Annotated in this window: 12 protein-coding genes; 10 read left to right on the forward strand and 2 right to left on the reverse strand. The window is 60.2% G+C overall.

The features are described 5' to 3' along the window. Positions 1-80: 80 nt before the first annotated feature. On the forward strand, positions 81-1,118 hold the full coding sequence (locus tag Q1A75_RS00765; protein WP_299552684.1) for a succinylglutamate desuccinylase/aspartoacylase family protein: 1,038 nt from the start codon (positions 81-83) through the stop codon (positions 1,116-1,118). 2 nt (positions 1,119-1,120) lie between these two features. Here Q1A75_RS00765 and Q1A75_RS00770 read toward each other — a convergent pair whose 3' ends face one another. Further along, on the reverse strand, positions 1,121-2,593 hold the full coding sequence (locus tag Q1A75_RS00770; protein ID WP_299552681.1) for a divergent polysaccharide deacetylase family protein: 1,473 nt from the start codon (positions 2,591-2,593) through the stop codon (positions 1,121-1,123). Between the two features lie 168 nt (positions 2,594-2,761). Here Q1A75_RS00770 and Q1A75_RS00775 point away from each other — a divergent pair, with 168 nt between their 5' ends. From Q1A75_RS00775 to lexA, 6 genes are all read left to right on the forward strand, one after another. Next, entirely contained in the window at positions 2,762-3,343 is a 582-nt protein-coding gene (locus tag Q1A75_RS00775; RefSeq protein WP_299552857.1) for an aminodeoxychorismate/anthranilate synthase component II, read from the forward strand. Then, a complete protein-coding gene (trpD, locus tag Q1A75_RS00780; RefSeq protein ID WP_299552678.1) occupies positions 3,340-4,356 on the forward strand; it encodes an anthranilate phosphoribosyltransferase in 1,017 nt (338 codons plus the stop codon). The genes Q1A75_RS00775 and trpD overlap by 4 nt, the downstream gene beginning before the upstream one ends. 84 nt (positions 4,357-4,440) lie before the next feature. Then, positions 4,441-5,256, forward strand: a complete 816-nt coding sequence (trpC, locus tag Q1A75_RS00785; protein ID WP_299552675.1) for an indole-3-glycerol phosphate synthase TrpC — start codon at positions 4,441-4,443, stop codon at positions 5,254-5,256. Continuing rightward, the gene (gene moaC, locus Q1A75_RS00790; protein WP_299552672.1) at positions 5,257-5,730 is read left to right on the forward strand and encodes a cyclic pyranopterin monophosphate synthase MoaC; all 474 of its coding nucleotides are present in this window, start codon (positions 5,257-5,259) and stop codon (positions 5,728-5,730) included. Further along, positions 5,727-6,902 (forward strand): gephyrin-like molybdotransferase Glp, encoded by a 1,176-nt coding sequence (glp, locus tag Q1A75_RS00795; protein WP_299552669.1) that lies wholly within the window; start codon positions 5,727-5,729, stop codon positions 6,900-6,902. Before moaC ends, glp begins: the two co-directional genes overlap by 4 nt. 66 nt (positions 6,903-6,968) lie before the next feature. After that, positions 6,969-7,667 (forward strand): transcriptional repressor LexA, encoded by a 699-nt coding sequence (lexA, locus tag Q1A75_RS00800; RefSeq protein WP_299552666.1) that lies wholly within the window; start codon positions 6,969-6,971, stop codon positions 7,665-7,667. A gap of 81 nt (positions 7,668-7,748) precedes the next feature. Here the strand turns inward: lexA and Q1A75_RS00805 are convergent, their stop codons facing one another. Beyond that, positions 7,749-9,830: a ComEC/Rec2 family competence protein gene (locus tag Q1A75_RS00805; protein ID WP_299552663.1), complete on the reverse strand. Its 2,082-nt coding sequence runs from the start codon at positions 9,828-9,830 to the stop codon at positions 7,749-7,751. Between the two features lie 80 nt (positions 9,831-9,910). Between Q1A75_RS00805 and gltX the strand changes: the two genes are divergently transcribed. From gltX to Q1A75_RS00820, 3 genes are all read left to right on the forward strand, one after another. Continuing rightward, positions 9,911-11,311, forward strand: a complete 1,401-nt coding sequence (gene gltX, locus Q1A75_RS00810; RefSeq protein ID WP_299552660.1) for a glutamate--tRNA ligase — start codon at positions 9,911-9,913, stop codon at positions 11,309-11,311. 104 nt (positions 11,312-11,415) lie between these two features. Further along, a complete protein-coding gene (gltA, locus tag Q1A75_RS00815) occupies positions 11,416-12,711 on the forward strand; it encodes a citrate synthase (RefSeq protein WP_299552658.1) in 1,296 nt (431 codons plus the stop codon). A gap of 155 nt (positions 12,712-12,866) precedes the next feature. Next, complete coding sequence (locus tag Q1A75_RS00820) at positions 12,867-14,531, forward strand: calcium-binding protein (RefSeq protein ID WP_299552655.1); 1,665 nt, start codon at positions 12,867-12,869, stop codon at positions 14,529-14,531. The last annotated feature ends 88 nt before the right edge of the window (positions 14,532-14,619 follow it).

Here is a 14,619-nt window from a genome sequence, read left to right on the forward strand (position 1 = left end):
TCAATCCACCCCATCAGGCAGGGTGTCCAACGAACACGGAAAGACTGGATCTGCATCTCTGGTCTGGTACGATCCCGTTGATGGCATGCCCCGCGTTTCAATTGGGCGGTGTGGATATTGCACCTGACACGCGGGCATCGGTCGCGCTGCCCGTCTCCACCCTTCAGGATCACACACCCGTGTCCCTGCGCGTTGAGGTGCTGCACGGCAAGCGCCCCGGCCCCACCATGTTCGTCAGTGCCGCTGTCCACGGAGACGAGGTAATCGGGGTGGAAATTGCCCGCCGCCTGCTCCGTACGCCACAGCTCGAAAAAATACGAGGCACACTCCTCGTGGTGCCGATCGTCAACGCCTTCGGCTTTCTCGCAAGGTCCCGCTATCTGCCTGACCGCCGTGACCTGAACCGTTGCTTCCCAGGCAGCGCTGGCGGGTCACTTGGATCACGGCTGGCGCATATCTTTCTCCATGACGTCGTTCTGCGCTGTGACTTTGGCATCGACCTGCATTCGGCAGCCGTTCACCGCACCAACCTACCCCAGGTCCGTGTCACGCCCGGCGATCAAACAACTGCACACATGGCCCGCAGCTTTGGCGCCCCCGTCATCCTGAAGTCGTCCTTACGCGATGGATCACTGCGCGGCGAAGCGGCAGAACAGGGCACGCCCATCCTGCTGTATGAGGCAGGCGAAGGCCTGCGCTTTGGCGAGTTTGCCGTGCGTGCCGGCGTGGCCGGCATACTGCGTGTGATGCGCGATCAGGGGATGTTGGCCTCAAAGGGCATCGCCCGCGCGCGGACCCCATCGCTGATCTGCAACGGCTCTACATGGTTGCGCGCGCCGTCAGGCGGGTTGTTACGCACATTCAGGGCCGAAGGCGATGTGGTCGAGAAAGGCGACGTTCTGGCCGCCGTCTCGGATCCTTCAGGCTCGACGGAAACAGACCTCATTGCGCCCGCGTCCGGCATCCTGATCGGGCGTGCCGTCCTGCCGGTCGTGAACGAGGGTGACGCCGTGTTTCACCTGGCGGATATCAGCCCAACAGCCGACGAAGACACGGTCGAGGCGATGACCGCCCAGTTGGAAACTGACCCGCTTTTTGACGAGGACGAGATTATCTGAAGTTACTGCTGTTGCTCTGCGAGCAGTTGAAGGACGGCAGACACCGGCGCCAGCGCCACGCGCTCCGCCCTGTCCTGCAGCCCCCAAAGAAGCAGTGCCGAGATCGTGTCTGGACGCACGCGGCCTACCATGATCACACCGCCCTCTTGTCCCGCACGAAACGCTGCCTGGTCCAGGAACCGGCGGATCACCGTGGGTGTTTGCCCGGCACTATCAAAGTCACGGAAAATCAATCCAGCGGGAACCCCTTCGCGCGCGGCAAGCTTTTGTGCAGTATTGAGCCCCTTGGATTGCAAGACCAATCCGTGGCCAGTGGCCAAGACTGCAGCGGCAATTTGGTCAGACGCAGCGCGCGTTTCTTGCAGACCGACCCCAGTCCCTTCCATCACAGCGACCGCCTCAGGCACGGCATCCAGCGCCGCCGATAGCGTGACCTCGGTGTCAGAGGGCGTGGCACCTGCCGGAAGGTCAAGAAGCGTCGCAACCTCGAACCCCTGCGCCCTGTACTCTGCCGCGCGTTCCGCTGCATCCGAGAGTGAGGCATTGACAGCAAAGGTCAGCGGATAAGGAAAACTCTGCAGGGCGGCAAGTCCGACACTCCCCCCCGTCAGGTCCGCGCCCTCGTCTATGAGCACGATGGACATCAGGGGGTTGTCTTCCGGGTTCTCGAATGGCGCGGCAAAGGCCACGAGGGGCGGTGCACCCGGGGCAGCAACATCTGCCGCTTCATCGGTAACGACGCCCGGCGCGTCCTCGTCCCCATTGCGATCCACCAAGGACGTCGCAGGTCGCCCGATCGTGGGTCGCCGCGTGTCTATCGTTGGATCCAGCGCCGATGGAAGTGCGGCGGATTGTTCTGGTGATGGATCCGGATCTGTCGGTGTATCTGCAACTTCGGGGGCATCAGGTGCGGGGGTTGCCTCTGGAGTGCCCGGCGCCGGGGCTTCTGCGGTTGGTGTATCCGTCCCGTCAGAGATTTCGGAGGCATCTTCGGCAAATGCGGTTGGCGTATCCGGCACTTGTGGTGCTGGCGGTTGCGCTGGATCAGTCGAAATCGACAACTCCGTCTCGCCGACGGGCGCTTGCGGCGCATCCGTCTGGACACCGGGTTGAAGCGGTGCGTCCGTATCAATTGCAACAGTCGCGCCCTCGCCTGCCTCGGCCGGATCGGCCAATCCCTCTGCCTGACCGGTCTGTGGAACCGAAGGCGTATCCGCCCCGGCCGCCTCCGCCGCATTCACATCATCGGCTTGAGGACTGCCCAATTGTGGCGCATCACCATCCATGACGAGATCGGCATCACCACGTGATTGCGGTGTCTCTCCAGCACCCGCCTGAGGGGCGTCGGCACCTTGCGGTGCCTGAACAACGGCGTCCGGTCCGGTCGGGCTGTCGCTGACAATGGACAGGGCCGCCGCGCCCGCAACGCTCACAACACCACCCCACAAAATGCCGCTCAGAAAACCCCGTGCCATATGTGACCTCTTTGCCTGTCCCGCAACAGCCCCGCTTTGCGGTGTGCCATCGCCTGCTCTTCGTGCCTGTCCTCGCGCCTCCCGCCCCTTGACGCTGGCGGGCAAGCCTGAACATGTATGGCGCAACTATACCGGCCAACGCCCGCCCTTGGAACACAGAATACGCCCATGCTGCTGCTGATCGACAATTACGACAGTTTTACCTACAACCTCGTCCACTATTTGGGATCTCTTGGGGCAGATGTGCATGTCTACCGCAATGATGCCCTGAACGTGCAGGAGGCGATGGCGCTCAAGCCAGAGGGCATCCTTCTGTCGCCCGGCCCGGGCACACCGGATCAGGCCGGAATTTGCCTCGCGCTCACCGCTGCAGCAGCCGAGACGCGCACACCCTTGATGGGTGTCTGCCTTGGACATCAAACCATTGGTCAGGTTTTCGGAGGTAAGGTCGTGCGCGCCGACGAGATCGTGCATGGCAAGATGGGGACGATGCACCATGACGGCATGTCAGTGTTCAAGGGGCTGCCGACGCCGTTCGAGGCCACGCGTTACCATTCGCTGATCGTCGACCGTGACAGCCTGCCGGATGAGCTGGAAATCACCGGCGCGCTCAAGGACGGCACGATCATGGGCCTCGCCCACAAGGAATTGCCGATCCACGGTGTGCAATTCCATCCGGAATCGATCCGCTCAGAACATGGGCATGCGATGCTGCAGAACTTCCTGGATCTCATGCCGGTGGCCGCATGAGTGACGCACTGAAACCGCTCATTGATGCGGCGGCAAACGGACCCCTGTCACGCGATCAGGCCGAGGCAGCCTTCCAAATCCTTTTTGACGGCGAAGCAACACCCAGCCAAATTGGCGGATTACTGATGGCCCTGCGTACACGTGGCGAAACGGTCGACGAATACGCGGCCGCCGCCGCCGTGATGCGCGCCAAGTGCAACCCGGTCAAAGCGCCTGAGGGCGCTATGGACATCGTTGGCACAGGTGGGGACGGCAAGGGCACGCTGAATATCTCGACAGCCACCGCATTCGTCGTGGCAGGCGCAGGCGTGACGGTCGCCAAACACGGCAACCGCAACCTCAGTTCGAAGTCCGGGGCAGCGGATGCGCTGACCCAGATGGGCATCAACGTTATGGTCGGCCCTGACGTCGTCGAAAAAGCAATCGAGGGGGCCGGCATCGGCTTCATGATGGCCCCCATGCATCACCCGGCCATTGCCCACGTGATGCCGACGCGGGCCGAGCTGGGCACGCGCACAATCTTCAACATCCTCGGTCCCCTTACAAATCCCGCGGGCGTCAAGCGGCAACTAACCGGCGCATTCTCGCGCGACCTGATCCGCCCCATGGCCGAAACACTGGGTCAGCTTGGGTCCGAAGCTGCTTGGCTGGTGCATGGGTCGGATGGGACAGATGAGCTCACGATCACAGGCGTGTCGTGGGTTTCCGGCCTGTCCGAGGGTACAGTCACCGATTTTGAAGTGCACCCAGAAGAGGCTGGCCTGCCCACCCATCCGTTCGAGGCCATCGTGGGCGGTACCCCCGAAGAGAACGCCAAGTCGTTCTCGGCCTTACTTGATGGTGCACCCGGCGCCTATCGCGACGCTGTGCTTCTGAATTCCGCCGCCGCACTCAAAGTTGTTGGCACCATCACGGACTTGAAGGAAGGTGTCGCACGTGCGGCCGAAAGCATCGATAGCGGCGCCGCACGAGACAAAATCAAGATGGTAGCAAAGATTACGCAAGCGGGTTGATGCTCTTTCATCTTGCCAGATAAACTCCGGGGAGTGCGAGGGGCTGGCCCCTCGTTCCCACCGTCAGACAAAAAAGCGCGACAGATGACTGATACGATCCTCGACAAGATCAAAGCCTACAAACTTGAGGAAGTGGCGGCCGACAAGGCATCCAAACCGCTCGAAGCGGTGGAAGCCGAGGCGCGCGAGGCGTCCCCTATACGCCCGTTCACACATGCATTGCAGGTTGCGAACCGCGAAGCCTATGGCTTGATTGCAGAGATCAAGAAGGCCAGCCCATCCAAGGGGCTGATCCGGGCCGACTTTGATCCGGCAGTGCTGGCCAAAGCCTATGAAGACGGTGGCGCCACATGCCTGTCTGTCCTGACGGACACCCCAAGTTTTCAGGGCGCAAAGGCGTTTCTGACACAAGCCCGCGACGCCTGCGCACTGCCCGCCTTGCGCAAGGATTTCATGTACGACACCTACCAGGTTGCCGAAGCACGCGCACTTGGGGCCGATTGCATCCTGATCATCATGGCCTCGGTCAGCGACGCGCAAGCGCAGGAATTGGAAACGGCGGCCTTCGAATGGGGCATGGACGTGTTGATTGAAGTACACGATGCCGAAGAGCTGGAGCGTGCGTCAAATCTCAAAAGCCCTCTGATGGGGATCAACAACCGCAACCTCAAGACATTCGAGGTGACGCTGGACACGACCCGCACCTTGTCGAAACAGGTACCCGCAGATCGCACCATCGTGGCCGAAAGTGGGCTCAACACCCCCGCCGATCTGGCGGATTTGGCAATGTACGGCGCTCGCACATTCCTGATCGGGGAAAGCCTGATGCGGCAGGAGGACGTGGCAATTGCTACGCGGACGCTTCTGGCCAACCCACTCACCGCAGGCGGGGGCATGTAGATGGCACTCACACATTTCGATGATCAGGGTGCCGCCCACATGGTGGATGTGTCAGACAAGGACATCACTGACCGCATTGCCGTTGCAGAGACGTGGGTGAAGATGAAGGCGGAAACCTTTGATATCATTACCGAAGGTCGCGCAAAGAAGGGTGATGTCATCGGCGTCGCCCGGCTGGCCGGTATCATGGGGGCCAAGCGCACCGCAGACCTCATCCCGCTCTGCCATCCACTGCCCATCACCAAAGTATCCGTCGATCTGGAACCGGATGCAGACTTGCCGGGGCTACGCATCACCGCAACCGTCAAGATGACCGGCCAAACGGGGGTCGAGATGGAAGCGCTGACCGCCGCCTCCACAGCCGCTCTCACAGTCTACGACATGGCCAAGGCCGTAGACAAAGGCATGGAGATCGGCGGCCTGCACGTTGTCCTGAAGGATGGCGGGAAGTCGGGACGTTACGAGGCGACATGATCACTGTCACCCAAGCGCTTGAGCACCTGTTCACCCTGGCGGACGAGATGCCTGTCGAACACGTCCCGCTCGTAGAAGCCGACGGTCGGGTTCTGGCGCAGTCTGTCGCGGCACGCCGCACGCAACCACCCTTTGCCGCCTCATCGATGGATGGATACGCCGTCAAAGCGGTCGAAGCTGACCAACACGCGCAGTTCAAAGTTGTTGGCGAAGCCGCAGCCGGACATGGTTGGAATGGTACGCTCGGTGCCGGTCAGGCCGTGCGCATCTTTACGGGTGCCCCTGTCCCTGATGGCGCCGACAAGGTCGTCATTCAGGAAGATATCACCCGCAACGGCGACCTGATCACCATCACGGATGATCCCGGCGCCAAGGACAATATCCGCCCTGCTGGCATCGACTTTGCTTTGGGCGACACGCTCGACGCACACCGCGTTCTGGCACCTGCTGACATAGCACTTCTAGCCTCCATGAACATCGCCGACATACCGGTGCGCCGAGCACCAGTTGTGGCGCTGATCGCGACCGGTGATGAGCTGGTCATGCCCGGCGAAGTCCCCGGCCCGGATCAGATTATTGCATCGAACACGTTCGGGCTTGCCGCAATGTTGCGGCGTCTCGGCGCTGTGCCACGCATACTGCCCATAGCGCGGGACAGCGCTGTGTCGCTCACCACTGTTTTCGGTCTGACAACGGGGGCTGACCTGATCGTTACCATCGGCGGCGCATCGGTTGGCGATCATGACCTTGTCGGCCATGTCGCCGGTGAGCTTGGGATGAATCGCAGCTTCTACAAGGTTGCAATGCGGCCTGGCAAACCGCTCATGGCCGGACGGCTGAACGGTACACCCATGGTTGGTCTGCCCGGAAACCCGGTCTCCGCCATGGTCTGTGGCACCGTGTTTCTGACGCCCATGATCCGCGCAATGCTTGGCTTGGGTCAGGCGCAAGCACCACGGGTAAAAGTGCCTCTGTCCACCTCACTGGCTGCAAATGGACCACGTGAACATTACATGCGCGGCCGCGTCAGGGCCGGGGCTGTCGAGGATGCCGGACTTCAGGACAGTTCACTGTTAAGCGTGCTTGCGGATGCCAATGCCCTGATCGTACGCCCGCCCAACGATCCCGCCCGCGATGCCGGTGATATGGTCGATATCATACATTTGAACTGACCCGTTGACACAAAAGGGGAACGTCCGTAGAACAAACCCAAACCAATCGGGCTTGGAGGACGAACAATGTTGACCAAGAAGCAGCTTGATCTGCTCGAATTCATTCACAAACGGGTGCAGCGCGATGGTGTACCCCCCAGTTTCGACGAAATGAAAGAGGCGCTGGATCTGCGGTCCAAATCGGGCATTCACCGTCTGATCACGGCGCTGGAAGAACGCGGGTTCATTCGCCGCCTCGCCCACCGTGCGCGCGCCATCGAAGTGGTGCGCCTACCCGAAAGCCTGGGCGGTGCACCCGGTGGGTTCCAACCCCGCGTGATTGATGGCGACAAGCCCGATGCTCCGCCCCCGGCGGCGGCCCGCCCTGTTGAAACCGCAGATGCTATAACGCTGCCTGTGATGGGCCGGATTGCCGCCGGGGTGCCAATCTCCGCCATTTCCGAGGTCTCTCACTCCGTCGCGGTGCCTGGGCAGATGTTGTCCGGCCAGGGCGATCACTATGCGCTTGAGGTCAAGGGCGACTCGATGATCGACGCCGGTATCAATGATGGCGATGTGGTGGTCATTCGCGAGACATCGACCGCAGATAACGGGGACATTGTTGTCGCGCTGGTCGAAGATCATGAGGCAACGCTGAAACGCTACATGCGCAAGGGTGACACTATCGCGCTCGAAGCAGCCAACCCGGCATATGAGACACGGGTTCTCCCGGTTGGCCAGGTCAAAGTGCAAGGGCGCTTGGTTGGTCTGATCCGCACCTACTGAACCGGGCGCGCACGACACGTGCGCCTTACAGTTGCGATTGCCGCGTGATCTTGGTGCCGTAGGGCGGACCATGGGTCCGCCCTACTTGCTTTGTGCGACAATCCAGTTGTCTGGAACAAGGGCCGTCAATTGGGGCTGCGGGTCTTTGGACCAGCCAGACCACATGCGATCCCCTGCAACGTCGCGCGCCGTCCGAAGATGTAACGTACCCCCCGTTTCAACCAATGCGACGGCCCCTGTGCGTCGAAGAATGGGTGGGGTCAGGACCAGACAAGGCAGCTTTGTGGCTTCGACAAGATCCGTATTGCTGACAACGATATCGCCTTTCACACAGCCGGTGAATGCAGCTGCTGCGCGTTTGCCACTCAAATGCACGATCTGCGGGCCAGTCCCATTTTCCCAACGGGCCGCTGCGGCCACCTGATCAATGCCCTCTCCGTCATTCTCCAACCAGTTGCGAGCGACAAAACCAGAGCCCTTTGCCCGGCTCAATGCACGCCCTTCATCGGTCATCAGCCCGACAATCCCGCCGGTATCTGCCACAAGCACCTGCGGGCGCGACCCGGTTTGCCACAAAAGCAAGGCAAGACCGACGGCCGTCACCCCCACGAAACGTGCACGCCCCTGCCACAGGATGACAAAGAGCATACCCAAAGCCATCAAGGGCAACACGGCGGGGCTGGGTCCCGCAACATAACCCTGCGCGCCATCCAAACTGGAGACCGCATCTGCGACCCAAAGAATCCAGCGCAATCCCAACCCCATCAACCACAAACCAAGGATATCGAGGCCGACGGGTGCCAGGATCAGCGCAAGCACGGCTGCCGGGATCACAAGCGTCCCCATCAAGGGAACGCTCGCAAGGTTCGCAATCAACCCGTAGTGCGCCATCGTGTTGAAATGCGCAGCACCAATAGGTGCGGTCGCAAGCCCCGCCACGGCCGAAGAGATCACCACCCCTAAAACGGGCTGGATCCACTTTGGGCCAAGTGACCAATCAAGATCACGAATCCAGCCAAATACGGCGACAAGCGCCGTGGTGGCGGCAAAGGACATCTGGAACCCCGGCCCCATCAACGCCTCAGGTCGCAACGTCAGGACGATCAGCGCAGCCATGGCAACCGATCGCAAGCTGATGGCACGCCGATTGACCAGCACCGCGCAAAGGGCAACGGCCACCATGACATAGGCACGCTCGGTCGCGACGTTGCCCCCGGACAAAGCAAGGTAGACCGACGCAGCGATCAAGGCGCCGAATGCGGCCAGTTTTCGGGCAGGCCAATACAGCGCGACACGCGGAACCAAGGCAAAGATCAGGCGCAACAGGCCAAACACAAAGCCAGACAACAGGCCCATATGCAGCCCTGAGATGGCCAACAGGTGGGCCGTGTTCGAGGCGCGCAGATCTTGTAACGCGTCCTGACTGATCCCACTGCGGTCCCCTGTGGTCACAGCCGCAGCAAACCCTCCCACATCTCCGGGCAGGACAGAACGAACATGGGTCGAAACAGACATGCGGATGCGAAACAGCGTTTGGCGCAGGTCGAATTCCGCCATGCTGATGGCGACCAGCGGCACGCGGGTATAGCCGACCGCACCCAATTCTGCGAACCAGGCATGGCGCTGGAAATCAAAACCACCTGGCTCTACCGGGCCGCCCGGGGGGCCGAGATGCGCGGTTGTCATGACCCGCAAGCCGGGTTCTGGTGCGACACCCAGACCAACCTCTCCATGCAATGAAATACGAACGCGCTTGGGTGTCTTGGACGGCGCGACGCGGTCCAGCTTGACGTGATCCAAGGTCAGGCGCACCGCATCGGATGCACTGCGATCCATACCAACAATGCGCCCCTCGACCGGCCCATAATACCGCCAGTCCAGCACCGGGCCCGCCACGGAATGGGCGCGCCATCCAGCGAGCACAAAACCGAGCGCAATCATTGCAAGGAACACCAATAGGGGCGACATCACTTCTCCGACGCGCCGGGCTGCAAGCGCAACCCCTGCCCCGGCCCCCCCGACACTCAGGATTAGGACAATGGATGGCTCAAATCGAAGACCGAAGAACAGGGCAATCCCGCATGCCATCCCAACCGGGCACCATCCAAACAGGTGACCACGCTGGATCAGCATCACGTGGCGAAATCCCAGGCCATGCCCCATGCTTGCCCCTCTCGCCCATGGTGAGTATCAGGAGCGCAAACCGTAGACTCTTCGTGGTTAAACAAAGGTAAACGCACACCATGTCCCAACCCGTCGTCACCCGCTTTGCCCCCTCGCCCACCGGCTTCCTGCACATCGGCGGCGCACGCACGGCGCTGTTCAACTGGCTGTATGCACGCGGGCGCGGAGGCACTTTCCTGCTCCGGATCGAAGACACCGACCGCGCACGCTCGACACCGGAAGCCACGCAAGCAATCCTTGACGGAATGGCTTGGCTGGGCCTTGACCACGACGGCGACGTGATCAGCCAGTTCGCGCGCGTAGACCGGCACGCCGAAGTGGCCAACCGGCTTTTGTCGGACGGCAAGGCATACAAATGTTTCTCGTCGCAAGAAGAGATCGCCGCGTTCCGCGAAGCTGCCCGGGCCGACGGCAAATCGACCCTATTCCGCTCGCCCTGGCGCAACGCTGACCCAACCACACATCCCGATGTTCCCTTCGTCGTGCGGATCAAGGCTCCTCAAGTGGGCAACACCGTGATCCGTGACGAGGTGCAAGGCGATGTGACCATCCGCAATGACCAGTTGGACGACATGGTCCTGCTGCGCGCCGACGGCACCCCCGTCTACATGCTGGCCGTCGTGGTCGACGACCACGACATGGGCGTGACTCACGTGATCCGCGGCGATGACCATCTGAACAACGCGGCACGCCAGATGATGATCTACGATGCGATGGGTTGGGACGTTCCGGTCTGGGCCCACATCCCACTGATCCACGGACCTGATGGCAAGAAGCTTTCGAAGCGTCACGGGGCGCTTGGGGCGCAAGAGTACCAGATCATGGGATATCCGGCAGCCGGGATGCGCAACTACCTCGCGCGTCTGGGGTGGAGCCATGGCGACGACGAGTTCTTTACGGATGCGCAAGCCAGGGAATGGTTTGATCTGGGCGGGATTGGAAAAAGCCCCGCCCGGTTCGATGTAAAGAAGCTCGAAAACCTGAGCGGGCAGCATATCGCACAAACCAATGACGCTGCATTGCAGCAAGAAATTGAAAGATATCTGGAGGTCGCTGGTTTAGAACAACTGAAACAATCGCAGAAAGATGGGCTGCTGACGGCATTGCCGCATGTCAAAGAGCGAGCCAAGACTTTGCCGGAACTCCTTGAAAAAGCATATTTTGTTCTGACAGAGAGACCAATAACGCCGGATGAGAAAGCATCAAAAGCGCTTGATAGTGTATCCCGTAGTATACTGTCGCAATTGACGCCGCAGTTGCAAACCGTTACTTGGTCTCGTGACAGTTTGGAGGCGGTCCTGAACAATTTTGCTGCGTCGCAGGACACGAAATTCGGCAAGCTGGCAGGTCCTTTGCGGGCCGCCCTTGCAGGTCGGGCCGTAACGCCTTCGGTCTTTGACATGATGCTGGTGCTGGGGCGCGACGAAACCCTTGCCAGGCTTGAGGATGCTGCCGCCTGACGAGGTTCATCAATCGTTCATGGTGCGCAGTCTAACGATGGGCACGCGGGTATGCCGCGGCCCTTGGCGGCTGCGCCCGCCACGCGACGAAAGGAACGACCCAGATGGCCGATACCCAAAAATCCGCAACCCTGACAATTGGTGACGACAGCTACGACCTGCCGATCCACTCGCCCACCGCCGGCCCAGATGTGCTGGACATCCGCAAACTCTATGGTCAGGCGGGTGTGTTCACCTACGATCCAGGCTTCACCTCGACAGCCAGCTGCGACAGCACCATCACCTTCATCGATGGTGGCAACGGCGTATTGTTGCACCGCGGCTACCCTATCGAACAACTGGCCGGCAAATCCCACTACCTCGAAGTGTGCTATCTGTTGCTTTATGGTGAACTCCCATCGGCATCGCAGCTGGAAGAGTTCGAGAGCCTGGTCACCAACCACACCATGCTGCACGAGCAAATGCAGTATTTCTATCGTGGCTTCCGCCGTGACGCGCACCCGATGGCGATCATGACCGGCGTTGTCGGTGCGATGTCCGCCTTCTACCACGATTCCACCGACATCCATGACGAACACCAGCGCGAGGTCGCTTCGATCCGCCTGATCGCCAAGATGCCGACAATTGCGGCTTGGGCCTACAAGTTCTCGATCGGCCAACCGTTCATCTATCCGCGCAACGATCTGGATTATGCTTCGAACTTCCTGCGCATGTGCTTTGCCGTCCCGGCCGAGGATTACGAGGTCAACCCGATCCTGTCCCGTGCCATGGACCGCATCTTTACGCTGCACGCGGATCACGAGCAGAACGCCTCGACCTCGACCGTGCGTCTGGCTTCGTCCTCGGGCGCAAACCCGTTTGCCTGTATCGCGGCTGGCATTGCGTGCCTCTGGGGGCCGGCACACGGTGGTGCGAACCAAGCCTGCCTCGAGATGCTGAAAGAAATCGGCAGCGTCGACCGTATCCCGGAATTCATTGCGCGCGCTAAGGACAAGAACGATCCGTTCCGCCTGATGGGCTTCGGGCACCGCGTCTACAAGAACTTCGACCCGCGCGCGACAGTCATGAAACAATCCGCCGACGAAGTTCTGGAACTGCTTGGTGTCGAGAATAACCCGGTCCTGCAGGTCGCCAAGGAACTAGAAAAACAGGCGCTTCAGGATCCGTATTTCGCCGAGAAGAAGCTGTTCCCGAATGTGGACTTCTATTCCGGTATCATCCTCGAGGCGATGGGCTTCCCCACGTCAATGTTCACCCCGATCTTTGCCATGTCGCGGACGGTGGGCTGGATCTCGCAGTGGAAAGAAATGATCGCCGATCCACAGAACAAGATTGGCCGCCCGCGCCAGCTTTACCTGGGCGAAACGTCACGCGACTATGTCGATATCGAAAGCCGCTGACGTTTACAAACCCCCACCATCGAGTGGGGGTTTTTCGTTTCAATCGCATGACTTCTACGGTGCTGTTTCTGTCAGTGAAACAATGAACTTCGTCGTCTTGACTGCCTGAGTGGTCTGCCACTAAATCGCCACATAACCATGTGGGGACGGTGAAGATGGGTATCGGTATTACGTTACTTACGTTGTTGGGTGTTGGACTTCTGGTCAGCGTTTTTAATGATGACGACGACGACACTTCAAAAGACGCTGAAAAAAGCGATGATGAACGTTTCGACGGCAGTGACACGAACGACAGTGTCGACGCCGGCGCCGGGAATGACACAGTATTTGGTGGTGGCGGCAACGACGCTTTGTTGGGCGGTAGCGGTGGTGATGCCATATTTTCTGGTGCTGGTGACGACTTGGCTTTTGGCGAAGCCGGAGGCGACGCACTGTCCGGAGGATCGGGCGACGATGAGATCTTCGGCGGTGCCGGAAATGATACGATGATGGGTGGTGCAGGTGATGATTTCATCATCGGCGCGGACATTATCGACGGACCAGGTCTGTTCCGGACAGCGCAGGACCTGGAACGAGACCTGACAGACGAGGAAATTGAGGCTTTTGTCGACCTGACAGCCGACCCTGGCGAGGCGGATACGCTCGATGGGGGTGATGGCAACGATATCCTATTGGCAGGCAGCTCAGATCTGGTCACGTCCGGCGACGGGTCCGATGAAATCGTGATTGGTGAATGGGTCGATCCGTCTGAACCGGTGACCATCACCGATTTTGACACTGCAAACGACGTGATCGAATACCAGTTCAACGAGACATTTCCTTCCACAGCCGGTTTTGTGGAAAGTGACGACGGGACACCCGGTTTTTCGGTGAATGGCGATATTGTCGCCCTGCTGCCCGGTGTTTCCCTCGGGGCGCTGCTACAAGACGGGCAGTTCAACCTTTTGCGGCTGGAAACGATCGGAGACGAAGGCGAAGTCCTGCTTGGGACAGGCGGACCCGACAGTATCGCTGGCGGACCCGGGAACGATATCGTGGATGCCGGACCCGGAAACGACACCATATCAGCGAGTGGTGGCGACGATTCCGTGCTTGGCGGCGACGGTGACGACATTGTTCAAGGTCAGGGCGGCGACGATCTGATCTTTGGCAATACGGGCAGCGATTTCCTGCAGGGTCGCGGCAACACGGATACGATCATGGGGGGCGACGATGGCGACTGGGTTAACGGCAATGACGGCAACGATGAAGTTGCCGGCGAAGGCGGTCAGGACACGGTTGTGGGCGGCGCGGGCGAAGATACCGTGCGCGGCGGTGCAGGTGCCGATCAGATATTTGGTGGCAGTGTTGTAGGCGACCCGCTTACAACATCCCAAGCTGAGGCACTGCAGGATGGTTCACGATCCCTGGCTGAGGTTTTGGGTGTTGCGCCCGGAACCGGACTGACGATTGAGGATGACAATGAAGTCGACCTTCTTGATGGACGGGCCGGCAACGATGCGCTGACATTCGGAGCGGGCGACATTGCCACGGGCGGTGCGGGCGAAGATGATTTCATAATTATCGCAGACTCGGCGGGTAACTCTGCTGGCGAAAGCACGATCACCGACTTCGACGAAGAGGATGACAGCCTCGTGGTCATGCGTGCGGTTGGATCTTCTCCCGTCAACATCACCATTTCCGAAGCGGGCAGCGACGTAAACATCTTCGTCGACGGCGTTCTGACAACGGTGGTTCAGGGCGGCGCGGGACAGATATTCCAGACCGATATCATCCAGATCGAAGGGTACAACGTCGATTTGCTTGAATCGCGTGCCTAGCCGCAATTTTTGAAACACGTGCGCCCTGCATGTGCAGGGCGCCGTGCAACATCGTTTTTCTGTCCAAGAGCGGCATGAGCCAACGTGC

It is taken from the genome of uncultured Tateyamaria sp. (assembly GCF_947504105.1).
Classification (GTDB): domain Bacteria; phylum Pseudomonadota; class Alphaproteobacteria; order Rhodobacterales; family Rhodobacteraceae; genus Tateyamaria.

Bases quoted from the DNA above. Each gene is read 5' to 3' on its own strand.
- glp (WP_299552669.1), top strand. From the start codon at position 5,727: ATGATCACTGTCACCCAAGCGCTTGAGCACCTGTTCACCCTGGCGGAC.
- Q1A75_RS00770 (WP_299552681.1), bottom strand. From the start codon at position 2,593: ATGGCACGGGGTTTTCTGAGCGGCATTTTGTGGGGTGGTGTTGTGAGC.
- trpC (WP_299552675.1), top strand. From the start codon at position 4,441: ATGACTGATACGATCCTCGACAAGATCAAAGCCTACAAACTTGAGGAA.
- lexA (WP_299552666.1), top strand. From the start codon at position 6,969: ATGTTGACCAAGAAGCAGCTTGATCTGCTCGAATTCATTCACAAACGG.
- Q1A75_RS00805 (WP_299552663.1), bottom strand. From the start codon at position 9,830: ATGGGGCATGGCCTGGGATTTCGCCACGTGATGCTGATCCAGCGTGGT.
- Q1A75_RS00820 (WP_299552655.1), top strand. From the start codon at position 12,867: ATGGGTATCGGTATTACGTTACTTACGTTGTTGGGTGTTGGACTTCTG.
- trpD (WP_299552678.1), top strand. From the start codon at position 3,340: ATGAGTGACGCACTGAAACCGCTCATTGATGCGGCGGCAAACGGACCC.
- gltA (WP_299552658.1), top strand. From the start codon at position 11,416: ATGGCCGATACCCAAAAATCCGCAACCCTGACAATTGGTGACGACAGC.
- Q1A75_RS00765 (WP_299552684.1), top strand. From the start codon at position 81: ATGGCATGCCCCGCGTTTCAATTGGGCGGTGTGGATATTGCACCTGAC.
- Q1A75_RS00775 (WP_299552857.1), top strand. From the start codon at position 2,762: ATGCTGCTGCTGATCGACAATTACGACAGTTTTACCTACAACCTCGTC.
- moaC (WP_299552672.1), top strand. From the start codon at position 5,257: ATGGCACTCACACATTTCGATGATCAGGGTGCCGCCCACATGGTGGAT.
- gltX (WP_299552660.1), top strand. From the start codon at position 9,911: ATGTCCCAACCCGTCGTCACCCGCTTTGCCCCCTCGCCCACCGGCTTC.